Source organism: Mycobacterium sp. UM_CSW (assembly GCF_000455205.1).
Classification (GTDB): Bacteria; Actinomycetota; Actinomycetes; order Mycobacteriales; family Mycobacteriaceae; genus Mycobacterium.
Genome location: NZ_AUWQ01000021.1, coordinates 15809 through 32986, shown reverse-complemented (window position 1 = coordinate 32986; position 17178 = coordinate 15809). Strand labels below are relative to the sequence as shown.

Below are 17178 nucleotides of genomic sequence, written 5' to 3'. Positions count from 1 at the left end.
GGCGCGGGTGGCCGCGTGGGCGGTGGCGCTGGCGGTCGCCTCGGCGGTGGCGCCGGCGGTCGCTAGCCGCTAACTCTTTTCATTCGGTAAAGGCGCCCCCGGCTCAGACGATCGGGCCGGGCGGCGCTTCCGTGTCGGCCGAACCGGCCAGATCGAGCTGCATCCACGCGACGTCGTGCCAGCGGCCGTGTTTCCATTCGACGCGCCGGTACAGCCCGGCCCCTTCGAACCCGAAGGATCGATGGAAACGGTTGCTCGCCTCGTTGGGTTGGGTGATGCCGGCGAGGGCCTGCCGGTAGCCGCGTTCCGCGAGCCGGTGCAGTAGCCGGGTATAGAGCGCGCGGCCGACGCCGGCGCGGTGGTGGTCCGGATGGACATAGAGTCCGGTCTCGGCCGTCCACCGGTAGGAGGGCAGGCGATTGAGCGTGTGTCCGAAGGCGAATCCGAGAACCCGATCGTCGCGTTCGAGGACGAGCCACTCGTGGGTCTTGCGGGCGGCGGTGATCCGCGCCGCCATCTCGGCTTCGCTCGGGACTTCGAGCTCCCAGCTGATCGCCGTCTCCAGCACGTAAGGACGGTAGATCGCGACGCAGGCGGCCGCGTCGTGCGCGGAAGCCGGGCGCACCAGGCCGATGCTCGTTTGCATGTAAGCAGTCTGTCACTGCTTGCAGGCGAGCGACTTTGGCCGCTACACCGGCGACCAGTCGTCCCAGAATTCGGCGAAGTCGAGAGTCGTCCGCGGGATCTGGGCGGTGGCGATGATCTCGCGAAAATGGTCCTGCCAACCCCACCACATGCAGACGTGAAAGACGTACTGGTACCAGCTGAGCTGGTACCCATCGGGGATGTCCTCGCCCTTGTTCTCGGGGGAGAACACCGCGACGGCCAACAATCCGATCACCGTCGAAGCGGGAAGCTGGATCCTCCCGGTTCGCCAGATCTGCACTCCCGGGGGGCGGGGTCCATGCGGGGTCAGTTCGAAACCCTCGGGCAGTTCGTCCTCGTGGCCGTGGTTCCAACGATGCACGCCGTACAGGACGTCGGCGATGTCGGGACGGCCGTCGGGCAGGTCCGATTTCACCGCGATGGGAAAGCGGCTCTGATCGAAATCGATGCTGGGAGCGGCCATCACCTGAAAGATGTCCAGCGAGTCCCGGATCGTGCGCTTGAACCGGCTCGCGACGCCCTGCTGCGCATAGCGCTTCTTCGAGGTGCCGTCAACCGCGTTGCCGGCGTGCAGCATTGCCGCGTCCCAATCGCGGTGCTCCCAATGGTCAAGCGAGCGCCTGACCGATTCCCCGACGTCCACGCATGGAGGCTAGCCCCGTGGCCCCCAACGTGTCCCGGTTATGGGCGCGGTTGAAACGGCCGACGCGGCGGGATGGTCACGGTCTGGGTCACCGTGCTGGTTTCGGTGCTCGGCGAAACGGTGACCGTGGTCGGCGGAACCGTCGTCGTCGGAGTGTCGGTGCTTGGGGTTCCCGTGTCGGTGCTCGCCGGCGGGGCGGTCTCGGTGACGGTCTGGGTCGGCGCGCCACCGCCGCCGCCGTGGTGGTGCGGCGGCTCCGTCGTGGTGGTCGCCGCCGAAGCGGTGGTGGTCGGAGCCGGTGTCGTCGTAGTGGTGGTCGGGGCCGGCGACGGCGAACCGGCCACCAGCTTGACCACCGCGTACGCCGCGAGGCCGAGCACGATCACCCCGAGAGCACCGGCTCCGACCAGCGCCGCCGGGCGGCGGTACCAGGGAGTCGGCGGCTCGGGCGGCTGAGCGGCGGGTTCGTCGTAATAGCCGCCGTAGGCGGCCTGCGTCGGCTCGGAGTAGAAGTCGGGGTTCTCGGGGTAGGGCGGCACGAAGGGAGATGTTAGTGGGTCAGGATTGGTCGCCGATAAGCGTCAGCGCCCGCTCGAACAGGTGCACCGTGGCGGCGTGCAGCTGATCGCCGACCGCTTTTTCGGCCTTGCCCGCGCAGGCCCGGGCCAGCGTCCCCTCGATCACGATGCCGAGCTTGAAGCAGGCCAGCACGGTGTACCAGGTGATATTCGACAGGTCGCGGGTGGTGTTGGCGGCGTACCGCTGGAAAAGGTCGTCGGTGCTGGCCAGCCCGTCCTGGCCGCCGAGGGCGTGGCTGAACACGCTGGAGCCGTCGGGCTGGCGCCAGGTCGCCAGCAGCCAGCCCAGGTCCAGCAGCGGGTCACCGATCGTGCACATCTCCCAGTCGACGATGGCGACCACCTCGGGCCCGGTGCGGGAAAACATCACGTTGGCGGCGTGGTAGTCGCCGTGCATGATGCCGGGGGTCCAGGTCTTCGGTCGCCGGCGCTCCAGCCAGGCCGAGACTTCCTCGATCCCCGGGATGTCGGGCCCGGGGTAGCCGTCGTACTCGCTGTAAGAGTTCAACTCGGAAAGCCAGCGCGGCACCTGCCGCTCCAGGAACCCGTCCGGCTTGCCGAAGTCGGCGAGCCCGACGGCCACGTGGTCGACGGCGCCGAGCCTCGCCAGCGCGTCGGCCATCGACAGGCCCATCCCGAACCGAACGCTGGCGTCGCCCGCGTGCAAAGGCGGTAGGCCCTCGCCGGCGTTGAACCCGTCGACCGGCTCCATCAGGTAGAAGACGGCGTCGCCCAGCACGCTGGTGTCGTCGCAGGTGGCGATCAGGTGCGGATGCGGCACATCGGAACCGGCCAGCGCCGCAAGGACTTTCGTCTCGCGCAGGATCACGCTGTTGCTGCGCGGGCGCAGATGCCGCGGTCCGCGCCGCAACACGTACGGGCGCCCGGCCCGGGTGAATCGCAGCATGACGTTCTGGGTGCCCCCGGTGACGGTGGCGACGTCCTCCAGCGGACCCTCACCGAGCCCCTGCCCGGACATCCATTCCGCTACTGCCTCGAGGTTGACGGGCTCCACGTTCAGCCCTTGGGCCGCGGGGTGTAGCGAATGGTCTGCGCCCAGATCATGCCGTCGCGAAACACGAACGTATCGACGCCGTCGTCGACCCGGTTGAGCGGTGAATCGGCCGCCCACTCCAGGAACAGCACGTCGCCCTCGAAGACCTGGTTCTTGAGATCCCATGCCGCATCGGGCAGGTCGTCGAGCAATTTTGCGAAGACACCGCGAATCCCATCCCGGCCGCGCGCGACGCCGGGCGGGGTGATGACCACGGAATCCTCGGTGTAGTCGGCGACGATCCCGTCCAGGTCGCCTGCGCCGAGCGCCTGCCCGTGGTGGGCAAATATCTCCTGCGGCGTACGCGTCATGGGAAGAAGCGTAGGTCACCGGCGGTGGGCTGCCGGCGGGGCCGGAGTCCTGGAACAATAGTGTGGGCAACTAACGAACTTGAGGCTGGGAAGGGAAACCGCGATGCCGCGTACCGACAACGATTCCTGGGACATCACCCAAAGCGTGGGAGCCACCGCGCTGGGCGTCGCGGCGGCGCGTGCCGCCGAGACCGAGAGCGAGAACCCCCTCATCAAGGACCCGTTCGCGCGGGTGTTCGTCGATGCGGCGGGCGAGGGGATGTGGAGCATCTACGCCGACCCCGAGCGGCTCGCCAAGGCGGTTGAGCTCGAACCGGAGGTGCGGTCGCGGATTCAGCTGATGATCGACTTCATGGCCACGCGCACAGCGTTTTTCGACGAGTTCTTCATGGGCGCGGCCGACGCCGGCGTTCGCCAGGTGGTGATCCTGGCTGCCGGCCTGGACGCGCGCACCTGGCGGCTGCCCTGGCCCGACGGCACTGTCGTGTACGAGCTGGACCAGCCCAAGGTGCTGGAGTTCAAGTCCAACACGTTGCGTGAGCACGGCGCGCAACCGAATGCGCGACTGGTGAACGTGGCGATCGATCTGCGTCAGGACTGGCCAAAGGCGTTGCAGGAAGCCGGGTTCGACGCGTCGCGCCCGGCGGTGTGGTCGGCCGAGGGCCTGGTCCGTTATCTGCCGGCGCAGGCCCAGGACCTGCTGTTCGAGCGCATCCATGCGCTCAGCGCGCAGGGTAGTTGGCTCGCCTCCAACGTCCCCGGCGAGGGCTTCACCGACCCTGAGCTCGTTCGGCGACAGCGCGAGGACATGCAGCGGATGCGGGCCGCGGCGGCCAGGCTGGTCGACACCGAGATCACCGACTTCGACGACCTCTGGTACCCCGAGGAGCGCACGCCCGTCGACGGCTGGCTGCGCGAGCACGGCTGGGACGTGTCCACGGCGACCTTCGCGGAGCTGATGGCCCGCTACGGCCGCACCATTCCGCAGGACGGGGGGAACGTTATGCCGCCCACCCTCTACGTGTCCGCGCAGCGGCGAGCGGGCTGACCGCGATCCCGTTGAGCGCCAACGGCTTTCATGGTCAACTGCTAGGGGGACATGCCGGAGTCGATCCAGCGCTGAAAGACGTCGACTTTTTGGGCCGGCCAGGCCCCGTCGCATGGCATCGAGCCATCGCGAAGGCGTTGGACGATGGCCGCCGCGTGAGCCTTGACGTCGTTATAGGACCACAGGTCGAACGCCCACTTCATCGAGTCGCGGTCGTCCGCCCGGAAGAGCGGTTTGATGTTGCGCTCGAACAGGACTTCCTCGCCGGCGTCAGGCAAGGGCTGACTCGTGGTGGCGTCCGAACCGACGGTGCTCGACGGTGGGCGTTGGGCCGTCGAATCGGAGTGGGAGCAGCCGGAGGCCAACGCGACGGCCGCAGCCGTCGCGGCGACGGCCGGCAGCGCAGCGAGCGAGCGATGAGGCTGGCGCATAACGGTGGTAACCCTCCTGGTCGGTGCGCACCCTTGGATGGGAACGACTCTCCGTGGGATAGGACCTCGGGTTACTCGGAAGCGCCGTGCAGCGAGGGGCGGCTATTGCGAAGCCTGCACGCCCGCCGAGCTTTCCACGTCGCGCTTGATCGCCGCGATCGCGTCGACGGGCGTCAGGTCCTGACCTTCGCTGTTCTGACCGAGTTGCGGCCAGCCCGCGCCGCCGGGCCCTCGCAGCTGGTCCCAGATGTCGCGAACCTTGCTCAGCAGTTCGGCTTGTTCGTCGTCGGTGAGCGCCATCAACCATCCTCCGTTCGTACTGATGCCGCACGCGGCGGCGAAATCCTGCGGTGTCAGCCCGTCGGCGGAATTCATGTCGCAATGGCCGAACGGTGGGCACCCCTGCGGCAGGTTGGGGCTGTAGCCCGTGCCGTCGGTGTACTGGTGCGCGACTTGACCCGGAAGGTCCGGGTCGGACCCGTAGCCGGCCGCGATGACGCGTACGCCCGGGGGCCGCGTGCGCCACATGTTGTAGAAGTCATAGGCGTTGGCGTAGCCGATGATTCGCGCCGGGGACCCGGCGTAGTCGGCCAGGTTCCAGTACAGGCTGTTGATCCAGCTCGAGCCGTCACCGGGTGGGTTGCCGCCGGCCTCCACGTCGAGCATCAGCGCGACCCGCGGGTGCAATCCGCCCGCGGCATCGATCATGGAGCGCACGGTGTTGGCATTGTCCAACCAGTTCGGCCGCACATAGGTGTAGACGATCCCGAAGGTCAGGCGCCCGCTGTCCAGAGCCGCGCGCATCCACGCGTAATTCGCCGCGAAGTTGTGATCTCGATACGTGCCGTCGCACACGCGGATGGAAAGCACCGGGTACGGATAGGAATCGTCCACGGGCACTTGGAATTCCGAGACGTCGGCGAACAGGGTGTCGGTCACGGCGCATCGCCTCGAGAGCTCAGCCGAGCGCGATCCATCTCAATCCCCCTTCACCGCAACCCCACTCGCCATGCTACCGACCGCGGTAATCTCGCGGTTATGGCTGAGCGGCCGGCCCGGGTCAGTGACGTGCATCGGATCGCCATGTCGATGCCACACGTCAAGCGCTTGGAGGGCCCGAAGGGCAACCCGATCTATCAGGTCGGCGGGAAGTCGTTCGTGTTCTTCCGCACCCCACAGCCCGACGCGACGGATCCGGACACCGGTGAACGCTACGCCGACGTGATCATGCTGTGGGTGGAGTCGGAGAGCGACAAGCTCGCGCTCGTCCAGGATCCCGCGTCGCCGTTCTTCACCACAAGCCATTTCGACGGGCATCCCTCGGTGCTGGTGCGGGCCGGCCGACTGGCCGAGATCACCAGGACCGAACTCGCGGAGCTGATTCAGGACGCGTGGCTCTCCCGCGCCTCGAGGCGACGCGCCGAGGCCTGGCTCGCCGACCATTCCTGATAACGGGCGCGTTAAGGCCTCGGCGCGGACCACGTTTAGACGCAAGTCCAACGGGTAACGCTAGGTCCACGAGATTTTTTCTCGAACACAATGGAGGTCACCATGGGTGGTCGCGGAGTGATCGGCGGGATTGTCCTGATCTGGTTGCTCATCGGAGTCTTCGCGGCTTTTCAGCGCGACTACTTCAAGGGCGGCGCAACGAATTGTGTCACCGCGGGAAACATTGCGTTGACGGTTATCGCCGGTCCCCTGAATTATGCGGGCGTCAATCCCAAAGTTAAGGATTGCCATGTCCCGCAGCCCAGTTCAATGCCCAGTGGTCTAGCGGTGGTCTAGAAACGGCCACGAAATAACGTAGACCCCTCACAAAAAGGAAGTTGTCATGATCATCCTCGGCGTAGTGCTACTCATTCTCGGGTTTGTGTTTAGCCTCCCGCTGTTGTGGGAGATCGGCATCGTCGTGCTCGTCATCGGCGCGGTGCTGTGGATCATGGGCTCCGTCGGCCGGCCGGTCGCCGGCAGGCGGTATTGGTACTAGGCACCCCGTGAAACCGGATCGCGTGACTGCCCGACAGTCACGCGATCTTTTCACAGGTGACGCAAAGGAACGCCATAGCGTTGCCTCAGCCCGGCGCGGATACTGGAACTTGTGACGCAGTCCCGGGCCTCGGTAGAGCGGGTTGTCATGTGCCGCGCGGACGGCAACCCGATCAATGTCCTCGTCGTTGACGACGAAGCGGTGCTGGCCGAAATGGTCTCCATGGCGCTGCGATACGAGGGCTGGACCATCTCCACCGCAGGCGACGGCGCATCGGCGATCGCCGCGGCCAGGGCCCAGCGACCCGACGTCGTCGTGCTCGACGTGATGCTGCCCGACATGAGCGGCCTGGACGTGCTGCACAAGCTGCGCGAGGACAATCCGCAGCTGCCGGTGCTGCTGCTGACGGCCAAGGACGCCGTCGAGGACCGCATCGCGGGCCTGACCGCCGGCGGCGACGACTATGTGACCAAGCCCTTCAGCATCGAAGAGGTCGTGCTGCGGCTCCGGGCGCTGCTTCGTCGCACCGGAGTGACGACCGTGGACAGCGGCGCGCAGCTGGTGGTCGGGGACCTGGTGCTGGACGAGGACAGCCACGAGGTGACCCGCGCGGGCGAACCAATCTCGTTGACCTCCACCGAGTTCGAGCTGCTGCGGTTCATGATGCGCAACTCCAAGCGGGTGCTGAGCAAGGCCCAAATCCTGGACCGGGTGTGGAGTTACGACTTCGGCGGGCGGTCGAACATCGTCGAGCTCTACATTTCCTACCTGCGCAAGAAGATCGACAACGGTCGTGAACCCATGATCCACACGCTGCGCGGCGCGGGCTATGTCCTCAAGCCGGCCCGCTAGGACGCGGCGGGTCTGGTCACTTCGGCTCCGGCTGCTGGTCGGCCAGATCGTCGTGCTCGCCGTCGTCTGCATCGGCATCACCGCGGCGACCGAACTGGCGTTGCTGCACCACTTGGTCGCGCAGCTCGACGGGCAGCTCGCGGGGACCTCGTACCGCTCCGCGCTGATGTACCCCGAACCGAAACGCCCGGGCTGGCGCCACGAGTCGCACTTCTATCCCAGGCCGGGTCCCGGCCCGCGGTTCCTCGATGCGCCGGGCCAGCCGGCCGGCATGGTCGCCGCGGTCATCACCGACGGCAAGATCGTCGACGCCGGATACCTGACCAGCGACGGCGCGCGGGCCGCGTTGACCCAGGCCGCGCAGACGCAACTTGAACACATCGCCGGCAGCCGCAAGCCGGTGACGCTCGAACTGGACGGACTCGGTCGATACCGCGTCGTCGCCGCCCCGAGCCGCAGCGGCGGGGACGTCATCGTCACCGGCCTGTCGATGTCGAACATCGACGCCACCATGATCCGGATGCTGGTCATCCTCGGGATCGTCACGGTGATCGCCCTGGTCGCCGCGACCACTGCCGGCGTCGTCATCATCCGGCGGGCGCTGGCCCCGCTGCGTCGCGTCGCGCAAACCGCGAGCGAGGTCGTCGAACTGCCGTTGGACCGCGGCGAGGTCGAGTTGCCGGTGCGGGTGGCTGAGTCCGACGCGAATCCGTCCACCGAGGTGGGTCAGCTCGGGTCGGCGTTGAACCGGATGCTCGACCACATCGCGGCCGCGCTGTCGGCCCGGCAGGCCAGCGAGACCCGGGTACGCCAGTTCGTCGCCGACGCCAGCCACGAACTGCGCACGCCATTGGCCGCGATCCGCGGCTACACCGAGCTCACCCAGCGCATGGGTGACGACCGCGAGGCCGTCGCACACGCGATGAGCCGGGTGGCGTCCGAGACCGAGCGGATCACGCGCCTCGTCGAGGACCTGCTGTTGCTCGCCCGCCTCGACTCCGGCCGGCCACTGGAACGCCAACCGGTGGATTTGTCGCGGCTGGCGGTCGATGCCGTCAGCGACGCGCACGTCGCCGGGCCGGATCACCAGTGGGAGCTGGACCTGCCGGAGGAGCCGGTGGTCGTCACCGGCGATGCGGCGCGGCTGCAGCAGGTGCTGACCAACCTGCTGGCCAACGCCCGGGTCCACACCGCACCCGGCACCGTCGTGACGACCCGGTTGAGCACCGAGCCGACGCAGACCGTGCTGTCGGTCATCGACAACGGCCCGGGCATTCCGGCGGGGCTGCAGTCCGAGGTGTTCGAGCGGTTCGCCCGCGGTGATTCCTCGCGCTCGCGCAAAGGCGGCAGCACCGGGCTCGGATTAGCGATCGTCTCCGCGGTGGTCAAGGCGCACCACGGGACGATCACGGTTGATAGCGCACCCAGTCACACCGAGTTCACGGTGCGGTTGCCACTCAACGGGTGGCAACCGCCCGCATCGTCACCGGGCTAAGGCCCGATTGCCCGCCTCCTCAGCGGGCCTTCCGGCCCGCGTCGTCACCGGGCTAGGAGCAAGTCACGTCGATTTCGAACGGCTTGTTCACCGGCTGCATCGGGTTGGCCATGTCGACCCCGGTGGCGGTGCCGGTGACCTTGTAGCTGTTGCCGTTCTTGGTCGCCGAGGCGTTGCCCTGCCCGGAACCCTGCGCGTACGCGAGGGTCACACCGTTGACGTTGCCGAGCCCGACGGACTTCACCGTGTTGTCACCGGCGAGCACGACGGAGATGCCGGTCGCCGCACCACCGACCGCGATGGTCGTGTTGCCGCCGACCGTCGTGCACACGACGGACCCGGTTACGTTCTGGTTCTTGCCGTCGATGGTCACCGTCGGCGCTGCCGCGCCGCTTCCGGGGGTGGCAACCGCAACGGACGTGCCGTTCGCACTACCGCTCGTGCTCGACTTGTTGCTCGAACACCCGGAAATGCCTGCGGCCAGAATCGCCGCTCCGGCTACCGCGACAGTCAGTCCACGCTTCACCTGTTCTCCTTTGCCCGATTGTTGCGGTCCTCGGCATTGAGAACCGTCAAGGCAGTATGCAAGTTTGCCGTGCCGCAGGAAAGAGGTACGGCGAAATTGTTTCGCATCGGTTAACCCACCAGCTCTGCACGCGTCCTTCCACCGAAGGGCGCATTAATGGCACTGTGTTGCGGTGGATCACAAACCCCCGGTCGCCTTTATCGAGTCGGCCCATCGCGAACACGTCCTGCCGTTCGACGACACGAGGGACTTCGAGAGCGCCGATCGCGGCTTCATCGCGGCGCTATCCCCGTGCGTCATCACCGCGGCCGGCGGGCGCGTGGTTTGGGACAACGACGCTTACTCCTTCCTCACCGGCGACGCGCCGACGTCCGTGCATCCGAGCCTTTGGCGCCAATCGACGTTGGCCGCCAAGCATGGGCTCTACGAGGTGGTCCCGGGCATCTACCAGGTCCGCGGGCTGGACATCTCGAACGTCACCTTCGTCGAGGGCGACACCGGCGTCATCGTCATCGACCCGCTGATATCCACCGAGGTCGCGGCGGCGGCGCTGAACCTGTATCGCACCCACCGTGGCGGCGACCGTCCCGTCGTCGCAGTGATCTACACCCATAGCCACGTCGATCACTTCGGCGGCGTTCTCGGCGTCACCACGCAAGCCGATGTGGACAGCGGCGCGGTGGCGGTGCTGGCCCCGGAGGGCTTCACCGCGCACGCCGTCCAGGAGAACGTCTATGCCGGCCCGGCGATGACGCGGCGCGCCACCTACATGTACGGCTCCATGCTGGCGCGCGGACCGCGGGCCCACGTGGGTTGCGGGCTGGGGCAGGCCGCGTCCACCGGCGAGATCGGCATCATCGTCCCTACCGTCGACATCCGGGCGACCGGTGAGAAACACACCATCGACGGTGTGGAGATCGAGTTCCAGATGGCGCCCGGCACCGAGGCGCCGGCCGAAATGCACTTCTACTTCCCGCGGTTCCGCGCGCTGTGCATGGCCGAGAACGCCACCCACAACCTGCACAACCTGCTGACCCTGCGCGGCGCGCTGGTGCGCGACCCGCACGCCTGGTCGGGCTATTTGACCGAGGCCATCGACACCTTCGCCGATCGCGCCGACGTGGTGTTCGCCTCCCACCACTGGCCCACCTGGGGCCGGGAGAACATCGTGGAATTCCTTTCGCTGCAACGCGATCTGTACGCCTACCTGCACGACCAGACGCTGCGCCTGCTCAACCAGGGGCACACCGGCGCCGAGATCGCCGAGGCGTTTCAAATGCCGCCCGCGCTGGAGCGGGCCTGGCACACCCACGGGTACTACGGCTCGGTCAGCCACAACGTCAAGGCGGTCTACCAGCGCTACATGGGTTGGTTCGACGGCAACCCGGCGCGGCTGTGGCCCCATCCGCCGGAGGCGATCGCGCCCCGCTACGTCGAGGCGATGGGCGGCATCGACCGGGTCGTCGAGCTCGCCCAGGCGGCGTTCGATGCCGGTGACTTCCGTTGGGCGGCAACGCTACTCGATCATGCCGTCTTCACCGACAGCGGGCACGCTGCCGCCCGCTCGCTGTACTCCGATGTGCTGGAACAGCTGGCCTACGGCGCGGAGAACGCCACATGGCGCAACTTCTTCCTGAGCGGCGCCGCCGAACTGCGCGACGGCAACTTCGGCACCGCGGCCCAAGTCGCTTCTCCCACAATGCTTTCTCAGCTAACACCCGAGCAGATCTTCGACAGCCTCGCCATCCGGGTCAACGGGCCGCGCAGCTGGGACCTCGACATCGCCGTCGACATCGCGTTCGCCGACGCGGCCGCCAACTATCGGCTCAGCCTGCGCAACGGGGTCCTCGTGCACCGCCGGGTGGCGCCCGACCCGGCGACGGCGACGGTTACGGTGAACGCCGACAGCAAGTTTCGGCTGCTGGCGGCGGCGATGGGCGACTTCACCTCGCCCGGTCTGGACGTTTCGGGCGACCAGGCGGCGCTGCAGGCATTCCTCGGCGCGCTCGACGAGCCCGACCCGGCTTTCAACATCGTCACGCCGTAGCTACTTCGCGAGCAGACGCAGAATCGCATGAATTCCGCCGATCCTGTGCGATTCTGCGTCTGCTCGCGGAAGTCAGGTCACGTCGATGACCACCTTACCCAGCACCTTTCGCTCGGCCACGTGCCGCAGTGCGGCCGGGGCCTCGGAAAGCGGGAAGCGCGCGCCGATGTAGGGCCGGACCGTGCCGGCGGCGAACATCTGCTCCAGCTCGCGCATGTCGCGCGCGGCGTCGTCGGGCCGGTCGCCCATAAAGGTGCGGATCTCCATGCCGCGGATCGTGATTCCCTTGAGCAGGACCAGGTTCAGCGGGATGGACGGGATGGTGCCCGACGCGTAGCCGAGGGTGATGAAGCTGCCCCCGCGGGCCAGGCCGCGCAGCGCCGGCTCTGCGTACGGTCCGCCGACGGGGTCCAGGATCACCCGGGCGGAGTCGCCGGTGAGCTCGCGGATGCGGGTCTTGAGGTCTTCGTGGTCGTAGTCGACGGTGGCCTCGGCGCCGCGTTGCCGGCACAGCTCGAGTTTTTCGGGACTCGACGCGGCTGCCAGCACTCGGGCGCCCATCGCGACCGCCAGGTCGACGGCCGCCAGCCCCACACCGCCGGCGGCGCCCAGCACCACCACCCAATCACCCTGTGCCACTTCGACAATCGACCGCAGCGCGTGATACGCGGTGCGATAGGTGACACCGAACGCCGCGGCCGACGCGAAGTCGGCGCCGTCGGGTATGAGCGCGGCCGCTCTCGAATCGAGCAGCGCCCGCTCGGCGAACGCGCCGGTCGGGGTGGTCGCGGAGACACGCTGCCCCAAGCGAAACGGGGTGCCGTCGCCGACCGCCACCACCTCGCCGGCCAGCTCGCTGCCTGGCACGAACGGAACCGGCATCTTCACCTGATACTTGCCCGCGATCAGCAGCACGTCGGGGAAGTTGACCGCGGCGGCGTGCACCCGCACCAGCAGCTGGCCGGGCCCGGGGACCGGATCGGGGAGGTCCTCGACGACCAGGTCCTCCGGTTTGCCATACGAACGGCAGACGACGGCGCGCATCACCGGATCCCCAGGCCGCGCAGGCAGAAGCCCACCAGGTGTGCGATGTCGTCGGGCTGGGGGCGGTCGGCGGATCCCACGTATCGGCGCATGGTCGCCGCGGTGCAGGAGAACACCGCTTCGACGTCGCGGTTGACGTCGGTGCTGCCCAGCGCCGTGATGGGCTCGATGAGGAGATCCCGTAGCGGCCGCAGCATTTCCGTGTCGGCCACTCGCCAATTGGGGGCCGACATCTGCCCGGCCGCCGCGCGGCTCATGCTGATCAGGTGAGGGTCGGCCACCTGGGCCAGCGTGCCCTCGATCCAGCGCGCGACCTGGTCTTCCGGCCTGGATTCCTTGGCCATCTGGTGCTGCAGGTAGGACTCGACGATGGCCACGCCGCGCTCCATGACCGCCAGGATGAGCTCGTCCTTGCCGGCGAAATACCGGTAGAACGCCTTGTTCGACGAGCCGGCCTCGGCGACGATGTCGCTGACCCGCGGCTCCTCGGGCGCGACGCGTTCCATCACCCGCACCGCCGCGGCCAGGATCCGCTCGACCTCCTCGGTCGCCTCGCGCTGGCGGTCGTCCAGGGCGCGCTCGACCGCCGCGGTGACCCTGCTACTGGCCAACGAGCTCACCGTATTTGGCGCGGGCCGCCTCGAGCCGCACGTCCAGCATCTCGCTCGGCCAATCGCCCTCTTCGGCGTCGTAGCCCTTGAGCAGCATCCGCGCCAGGTTGACCTTGTGCGCCTCGGTCGGACCGTCGGCCAGGCCGAGCGCGATGCCGCCGAGCAGCACGTTGACCAGTGGCAGCTGGTCGGTGAGCCCGAGGGCACCGTGGACCTGAATCGCCCGCAGCGCAATCGATTTCAACACCTGCGACGCCAGGATCTTGCAGGAGGCGATCTCGGCGCGCGCGGCGCGCTCGTCGCCGTTGTCGATCAGCCAGGCGGCGTGCAGCACGGTCAGCCGGAAGGGGATCAGCTCCGTATATGAGTCGGCGACGAACTCCTGCACCAACTGCTTGTCGGCCAGCGAGCTGCCCTGGGTGAAGCGGCTTTTGGCTCGCCGCGACATCATCTCGACGGCGCGCTGCGCCATCCCGATCGAGCGCATCGCGTGGTGCAGCCGGCCGCCGGCCAGGCGGGTCTGCAGGATCAGGAAGCCTTGACCGGGTTCGCCGAGCAGCGCCTCCGACGGCACCCGAACCCCGTCGTATCGAACCAGGGAATGCCCCGGCTCGTGGGGGTCGGCGCCGACGAGGTGGTGAGTGGCCTCGACATTCAGGCCCGGCGTGCCGGCCGGGATGAGGAACGTCGAGGCGCCCTGGTGGACGGGCACGTCGGGGTCGGTGATCGCGACGACGATGAAGAACGACGCGACGGACGCGTTGGAGGAGAAGTACTTTCGCCCGGTGATGATCCAGTCGTCCCCGTCGCGGACCGCGCGGGTGGTGAAGACCCGCGGGTCCGCGCCGCCCTGCGGTTCGGTCATCGAGAAGCAGGAAAAGATCTCCCCGGACAGCAGGCCGGACAGATAGCGGTCCTTTTGGTCCTGGGTTCCGAAGCGGGCGATGATCTCCGCGTTGCCGGTGTCGGGCGCCTGGGTCCCGAACACGATCGGCGCCCACGGGCTGCGCCCGAGGATCTCGTTGATCAGCGTCAGCTTGACCGCGCCGAACCCCTGCCCGCCGAGCTCCGGCCCCAAATGCGGCGCCCACAGGCCGTTGTCGCGGACCTGTTGCTTGAGCGGATCGACGATCCGGCGGCGCTCGTCGTTGAGCGGCAGGAATTCGCAGCCGGGGAACAGCACCTCGAGGGGTTCGACCTCCTCGCGCACGAACTCGCGGATCCAGGTCAGCTTCTTTTCGAACTCCGGTTCGGTGGAAAAGTCCCAAGACATTTGCATTCTCCTAGTCGCGGTTACGGAATTCCGCCGTCGGCCCGCAGGATCGAACCGGTGGTGAAACTGGAGGCGTCGGACGCCAGAAACAGTGCGGCGCCGACGATTTCGCGGGGGTCGCCGGCGCGCTGCAACGCCAGGTGCCTGAACGGCTTGCCCTCGGCCGCCTCGAGGTTCCAGGCCTTGCTGACGTCGGTCAGGAACGGCCCGGCCATCAGCGTGTTGACCCGGACGTCCGGTCCGAACGCCTTCGCCAGCGCCTCGGTCATGGCATTCAGGCCCGCCTTGGCCGAGGCGTACGGGACGATGTCGGGGGCCGGCCGCAGCGATCCGGCCGTACTCACGTTGATGATCGATCCGCGCCCGGCTGCGACCATCTGCTCGCCCACCAAGGCGGATAACCGGAAGGGCCCCTTGAGATTCAGATTGAGTACCGCGTCGAAGAGCTTCTCGGTGACGTCGGTCAGCTTGTCGTACAAGGGCGACATGCCCGCGTTGTTGATCAACGTGTCGACCTTGCCGAACCGCTCATAGGTGGCCTCGACAAGGCCGTCGAGTTGGTCCCAGCGCCCCACGTGCACCTGGTAGGGCATCGCGGAGCGGCCGGTCTCGGACTCGATCTCCTTGGCGGTCGACACGCAGTTGTCCATGTTGCGGCTGGCGATCACGACGTCGGCACCGCAGTGGGCGACGGCGAACGCCATCTCACGTCCCAGCCCGCGGCTGCCGCCGGTGATCAGCACCACCCGGTCGGTGAGGTCGAAAAGCTGCTCCGCATAGCCCATTTCAGCGCGCTCCGGCCAGCTCGGCCGCGGTGGCGATGAGCCGCGGGATCATCGCCCCGAAGGTGTCCTGGATGTTCGGGTCGACCTTTCCGGTCTTGACCCCCGCCGCGTAGGTCTTCTCCAGCACGATGCCGAGCTTCCAGTTGGCCAGCACCAGGTAATAGTCGATGTTCTCCGTGGAGAGTCCGCTGATCTTCTCGTAGTGTTCGAGCAATTCGCTGCGCGTCGGCATGCCGCGCATGTCCAGATAGAACCCGTCGGTGCTGGGCTCCTCGCCGTCGTAGCCCAGCAGCGCCCAGGCGAGATCGAGCAGCGGATCACCGACCGTCGTCATCTCCCAGTCCACGATCGCGGCCAACCGCGCGGGCGCACCGTGCGCGAACATCACGTTGGCGAACTGGTAGTCGCCGTGCATGATGCCGGGCTTGTAGTGGTCGGGCCGGTGGTTGCGCAACCAGTCGGCGGCCTCGTGCAGCCCGGGCAGCTCGCGCACCTTGTAGGCGTCGAGGAACGTCAGCCAGCGATCGACCTGTCGTTCGTGGAAGCCGTCCGGGCGCCCGAAGCCTTCGAGGCCTTGCGCGCGCCAATCCACCCGGCCCAGCTTGGCGGCGCCCTCGACGAGTTGAAACGCCAGCCCGCGACGGGCCTCCAGGTCGGTGTCGAACGGCGCCTGCCATCCGCCGTCCATCGGGCTCCACCCGTCGATCGCCTGCATGACGTAGAACGGCATGCCCAGCACGGTGCCGGTGTCGTCGGCGGCGATCAGCGCCGCGTGTGGCACGTCGGTGCCCGACAGCGCGCGGACCAGCCGGATCTCGCGGAGCAGGCCGTCGATGCGGGCCGCGTCGGCGCGCGCGCCCGGCATCCGCAGCACCATGCGTTCGCCGCCGCGTTCGATCAGGTACAGGGTGTTCTGGGAACCCCCCTTGAGCTGGTTCAGCACCGGTTGCTCACCGGCGCCCGGGGCGCCGCTCGCATCCAGCCAACGGGCAAGGACGCCCGGGTCCAGTTGGGTTTCGCTGACACTCGTCATAGGCTGCACACCCCGCTCTCCGTGCGGAGAATAGCATTCTCCACGGGGTGCGGAAAGGCCTCGACTGTTATCCGGGCTTGTGCGCGCTCACCAGGAAGCCCGGCGCCATGAAGTGGCCATCGGTGTCGAATTCGACCTCGGGCAACGGATCACCGGAAGCCGCGAGCGCGCCGGCGTTGCCGTAGAGTTTGGCGGGGCGCAGATCGTCGACTTGCCAGAGCTCTGCGACGGCGTCGTGCAGCTCCGTCTCGGTGAAGCCGCGCGGGCCGGGCCGGTCGGCGCTCTGAGGGCCCAGGGCCCCCGCGGCGAACGCCAGGATGTACAGCGCCGCCCCCGGCGCGGCGGCCCGAAAGATCGACTGCAGGTAGTCCTGGCGGCTCTCGGGCGGCAGCGCGTGGAACAGTCCGCTGTCCAGGATCGTGGAGAAGCGACCGTCATAGCCCCCGAAGTTGGTGACGTCGGCCTGCGCGAAAGTCGCTGTCGTAAGGCCTCGTTCGGCGGCCGCCGCGGTCGCCGCCTCGACCGCCGTCGCGCTGGCGTCCAGTCCGACAACCGTGTACCCGCGCGCGGCGAGGGCGAGCGACAGCTCGGCGTGGCCGCAGCCGGAGTCCAGGACATCGCTGCGGATCTTGCCCTCGTCGATCAGCGCCGCCAGCTCCGGCTGCGGCCGGCCGATGCTCCACGGCGGCGGCGTTTCCTGCCGGTATGCGGCGTCCCAATCCATCTGCGGCTGGGTCATCTCTCCTCCTCGGGATCGGTGTCGCGGGGCGCGATGAGAAACTGGGCGCTGCCCA

General features: G+C 67.9%; 21 protein-coding genes. 7 read left to right on the top strand and 14 right to left on the bottom strand.

Annotated elements, in window-relative coordinates; translation table 11 throughout:
- Window positions 1–103 precede the first annotated feature (103 nt).
- From N415_RS09285 to N415_RS09265, 5 genes are read right to left on the bottom strand one after another with little or no spacing between them, the layout of a single operon-like run.
- Complete coding sequence (locus N415_RS09285; protein ID WP_068180001.1) at window positions 104–646, bottom strand: GNAT family N-acetyltransferase; 543 nt, start codon at window positions 644–646, stop codon at window positions 104–106.
- A gap of 42 nt (window positions 647–688) precedes the next feature.
- On the bottom strand, window positions 689–1309 hold the full coding sequence (locus tag N415_RS09280) for a hypothetical protein (protein WP_068179997.1): 621 nt from the start codon (window positions 1307–1309) through the stop codon (window positions 689–691).
- A gap of 38 nt (window positions 1310–1347) precedes the next feature.
- Window positions 1348–1848, bottom strand: a complete 501-nt coding sequence (locus N415_RS09275) for a hypothetical protein (RefSeq protein ID WP_068179994.1) — start codon at window positions 1846–1848, stop codon at window positions 1348–1350.
- Window positions 1849–1867: 19 nt separating this feature from the next.
- On the bottom strand, window positions 1868–2902 hold the full coding sequence (locus N415_RS09270) for a phosphotransferase family protein (RefSeq protein ID WP_068179992.1): 1035 nt from the start codon (window positions 2900–2902) through the stop codon (window positions 1868–1870).
- Between the two features lie 2 nt (window positions 2903–2904).
- Window positions 2905–3252, bottom strand: coding sequence for a nuclear transport factor 2 family protein (locus N415_RS09265; RefSeq protein WP_068179990.1), 348 nt, complete (start codon window positions 3250–3252; stop codon window positions 2905–2907).
- A 103-nt stretch (window positions 3253–3355) separates the two neighbouring features.
- Here N415_RS09265 and N415_RS09260 point away from each other — a divergent pair, with 103 nt between their 5' ends.
- Window positions 3356–4300, top strand: a complete 945-nt coding sequence (locus N415_RS09260; protein ID WP_068179988.1) for a class I SAM-dependent methyltransferase — start codon at window positions 3356–3358, stop codon at window positions 4298–4300.
- Window positions 4301–4341: 41 nt separating this feature from the next.
- Here the strand turns inward: N415_RS09260 and N415_RS32210 are convergent, their stop codons facing one another.
- Together N415_RS32210 and N415_RS09250 are read right to left on the bottom strand one after the other, a co-directional pair.
- Window positions 4342–4731: a hypothetical protein gene (locus tag N415_RS32210; protein WP_152531304.1), complete on the bottom strand. Its 390-nt coding sequence runs from the start codon at window positions 4729–4731 to the stop codon at window positions 4342–4344.
- A 102-nt stretch (window positions 4732–4833) separates the two neighbouring features.
- Entirely contained in the window at window positions 4834–5670 is an 837-nt protein-coding gene (locus N415_RS09250; protein ID WP_068179986.1) for a hypothetical protein, read from the bottom strand.
- 99 nt (window positions 5671–5769) lie between these two features.
- Here N415_RS09250 and N415_RS09245 point away from each other — a divergent pair, with 99 nt between their 5' ends.
- The 5 genes from N415_RS09245 (at window position 5770) to N415_RS09230 (ending at window position 9065) form a co-directional block, all read left to right on the top strand.
- Complete coding sequence (locus tag N415_RS09245) at window positions 5770–6180, top strand: MmcQ/YjbR family DNA-binding protein (protein WP_068179983.1); 411 nt, start codon at window positions 5770–5772, stop codon at window positions 6178–6180.
- Window positions 6181–6270: 90 nt separating this feature from the next.
- On the top strand, window positions 6271–6516 hold the full coding sequence (locus N415_RS09240) for a hypothetical protein (RefSeq protein ID WP_068179979.1): 246 nt from the start codon (window positions 6271–6273) through the stop codon (window positions 6514–6516).
- 46 nt (window positions 6517–6562) lie between these two features.
- On the top strand, window positions 6563–6718 hold the full coding sequence (locus N415_RS32205; protein ID WP_173817459.1) for a hypothetical protein: 156 nt from the start codon (window positions 6563–6565) through the stop codon (window positions 6716–6718).
- A gap of 147 nt (window positions 6719–6865) precedes the next feature.
- On the top strand, window positions 6866–7570 hold the full coding sequence (locus N415_RS09235; RefSeq protein ID WP_067154759.1) for a response regulator transcription factor: 705 nt from the start codon (window positions 6866–6868) through the stop codon (window positions 7568–7570).
- Window positions 7548–9065 carry a HAMP domain-containing sensor histidine kinase gene (locus tag N415_RS09230; RefSeq protein ID WP_068179976.1) on the top strand — a complete coding sequence of 506 codons (1518 nt, stop codon included), beginning with the start codon at window positions 7548–7550 and terminating at the stop codon, window positions 9063–9065. Before N415_RS09235 ends, N415_RS09230 begins: the two co-directional genes overlap by 23 nt.
- Before the next feature lie 52 nt (window positions 9066–9117).
- On the opposite strand, the gene N415_RS09225 is transcribed toward N415_RS09230, so the two are convergent.
- Window positions 9118–9591: a lipoprotein LpqH gene (locus N415_RS09225; RefSeq protein WP_067154823.1), complete on the bottom strand. Its 474-nt coding sequence runs from the start codon at window positions 9589–9591 to the stop codon at window positions 9118–9120.
- A 172-nt stretch (window positions 9592–9763) separates the two neighbouring features.
- On the opposite strand from N415_RS09225, the gene N415_RS09220 reads away from it, so the two are divergent.
- Entirely contained in the window at window positions 9764–11638 is a 1875-nt protein-coding gene (locus N415_RS09220; RefSeq protein ID WP_068179973.1) for an alkyl sulfatase dimerization domain-containing protein, read from the top strand.
- Window positions 11639–11710: 72 nt separating this feature from the next.
- On the opposite strand, the gene N415_RS09215 is transcribed toward N415_RS09220, so the two are convergent.
- The 6 genes from N415_RS09215 to N415_RS09190 all read right to left on the bottom strand — a co-directional run bounded on the left by N415_RS09215 (window position 11711) and on the right by N415_RS09190 (window position 17123).
- Window positions 11711–12682 (bottom strand): NADPH:quinone oxidoreductase family protein, encoded by a 972-nt coding sequence (locus N415_RS09215; protein WP_068179971.1) that lies wholly within the window; start codon window positions 12680–12682, stop codon window positions 11711–11713.
- The gene (locus N415_RS09210; RefSeq protein ID WP_068179969.1) at window positions 12682–13302 is read right to left on the bottom strand and encodes a TetR/AcrR family transcriptional regulator; all 621 of its coding nucleotides are present in this window, start codon (window positions 13300–13302) and stop codon (window positions 12682–12684) included. The genes N415_RS09215 and N415_RS09210 overlap by 1 nt, the downstream gene beginning before the upstream one ends.
- On the bottom strand, window positions 13283–14566 hold the full coding sequence (locus N415_RS09205) for an acyl-CoA dehydrogenase family protein (protein ID WP_068179968.1): 1284 nt from the start codon (window positions 14564–14566) through the stop codon (window positions 13283–13285). The genes N415_RS09210 and N415_RS09205 overlap by 20 nt, the downstream gene beginning before the upstream one ends.
- A gap of 20 nt (window positions 14567–14586) precedes the next feature.
- Complete coding sequence (locus N415_RS09200) at window positions 14587–15351, bottom strand: SDR family oxidoreductase (RefSeq protein ID WP_068179966.1); 765 nt, start codon at window positions 15349–15351, stop codon at window positions 14587–14589.
- 1 nt (window position 15352) lies between these two features.
- Window positions 15353–16384 (bottom strand): phosphotransferase family protein, encoded by a 1032-nt coding sequence (locus N415_RS09195; protein WP_068179964.1) that lies wholly within the window; start codon window positions 16382–16384, stop codon window positions 15353–15355.
- A 67-nt stretch (window positions 16385–16451) separates the two neighbouring features.
- Window positions 16452–17123 carry a class I SAM-dependent methyltransferase gene (locus N415_RS09190; RefSeq protein ID WP_068179960.1) on the bottom strand — a complete coding sequence of 224 codons (672 nt, stop codon included), beginning with the start codon at window positions 17121–17123 and terminating at the stop codon, window positions 16452–16454.
- Window positions 17124–17178: the final 55 nt, after the last annotated feature.

Excerpts from the sequence above, each read along its gene's own strand:
- N415_RS09285 (WP_068180001.1), bottom strand. The coding sequence starts at position 646 with ATGCAAACGAGCATCGGCCTGGTGCGCCCGGCTTCCGCGCACGACGCG.
- N415_RS09265 (WP_068179990.1), bottom strand. The coding sequence starts at position 3,252 with ATGACGCGTACGCCGCAGGAGATATTTGCCCACCACGGGCAGGCGCTC.
- N415_RS09260 (WP_068179988.1), top strand. The coding sequence starts at position 3,356 with ATGCCGCGTACCGACAACGATTCCTGGGACATCACCCAAAGCGTGGGA.
- N415_RS32210 (WP_152531304.1), bottom strand. The coding sequence starts at position 4,731 with ATGCGCCAGCCTCATCGCTCGCTCGCTGCGCTGCCGGCCGTCGCCGCG.
- N415_RS09245 (WP_068179983.1), top strand. The coding sequence starts at position 5,770 with ATGGCTGAGCGGCCGGCCCGGGTCAGTGACGTGCATCGGATCGCCATG.
- N415_RS09240 (WP_068179979.1), top strand. The coding sequence starts at position 6,271 with ATGGAGGTCACCATGGGTGGTCGCGGAGTGATCGGCGGGATTGTCCTG.
- N415_RS32205 (WP_173817459.1), top strand. The coding sequence starts at position 6,563 with ATGATCATCCTCGGCGTAGTGCTACTCATTCTCGGGTTTGTGTTTAGC.
- N415_RS09235 (WP_067154759.1), top strand. The coding sequence starts at position 6,866 with ATGTGCCGCGCGGACGGCAACCCGATCAATGTCCTCGTCGTTGACGAC.
- N415_RS09230 (WP_068179976.1), top strand. The coding sequence starts at position 7,548 with ATGTCCTCAAGCCGGCCCGCTAGGACGCGGCGGGTCTGGTCACTTCGG.
- N415_RS09215 (WP_068179971.1), bottom strand. The coding sequence starts at position 12,682 with ATGCGCGCCGTCGTCTGCCGTTCGTATGGCAAACCGGAGGACCTGGTC.
- N415_RS09205 (WP_068179968.1), bottom strand. The coding sequence starts at position 14,566 with ATGTCTTGGGACTTTTCCACCGAACCGGAGTTCGAAAAGAAGCTGACC.
- N415_RS09200 (WP_068179966.1), bottom strand. The coding sequence starts at position 15,351 with ATGGGCTATGCGGAGCAGCTTTTCGACCTCACCGACCGGGTGGTGCTG.
- N415_RS09195 (WP_068179964.1), bottom strand. The coding sequence starts at position 16,384 with ATGACGAGTGTCAGCGAAACCCAACTGGACCCGGGCGTCCTTGCCCGT.
- N415_RS09190 (WP_068179960.1), bottom strand. The coding sequence starts at position 17,123 with ATGACCCAGCCGCAGATGGATTGGGACGCCGCATACCGGCAGGAAACG.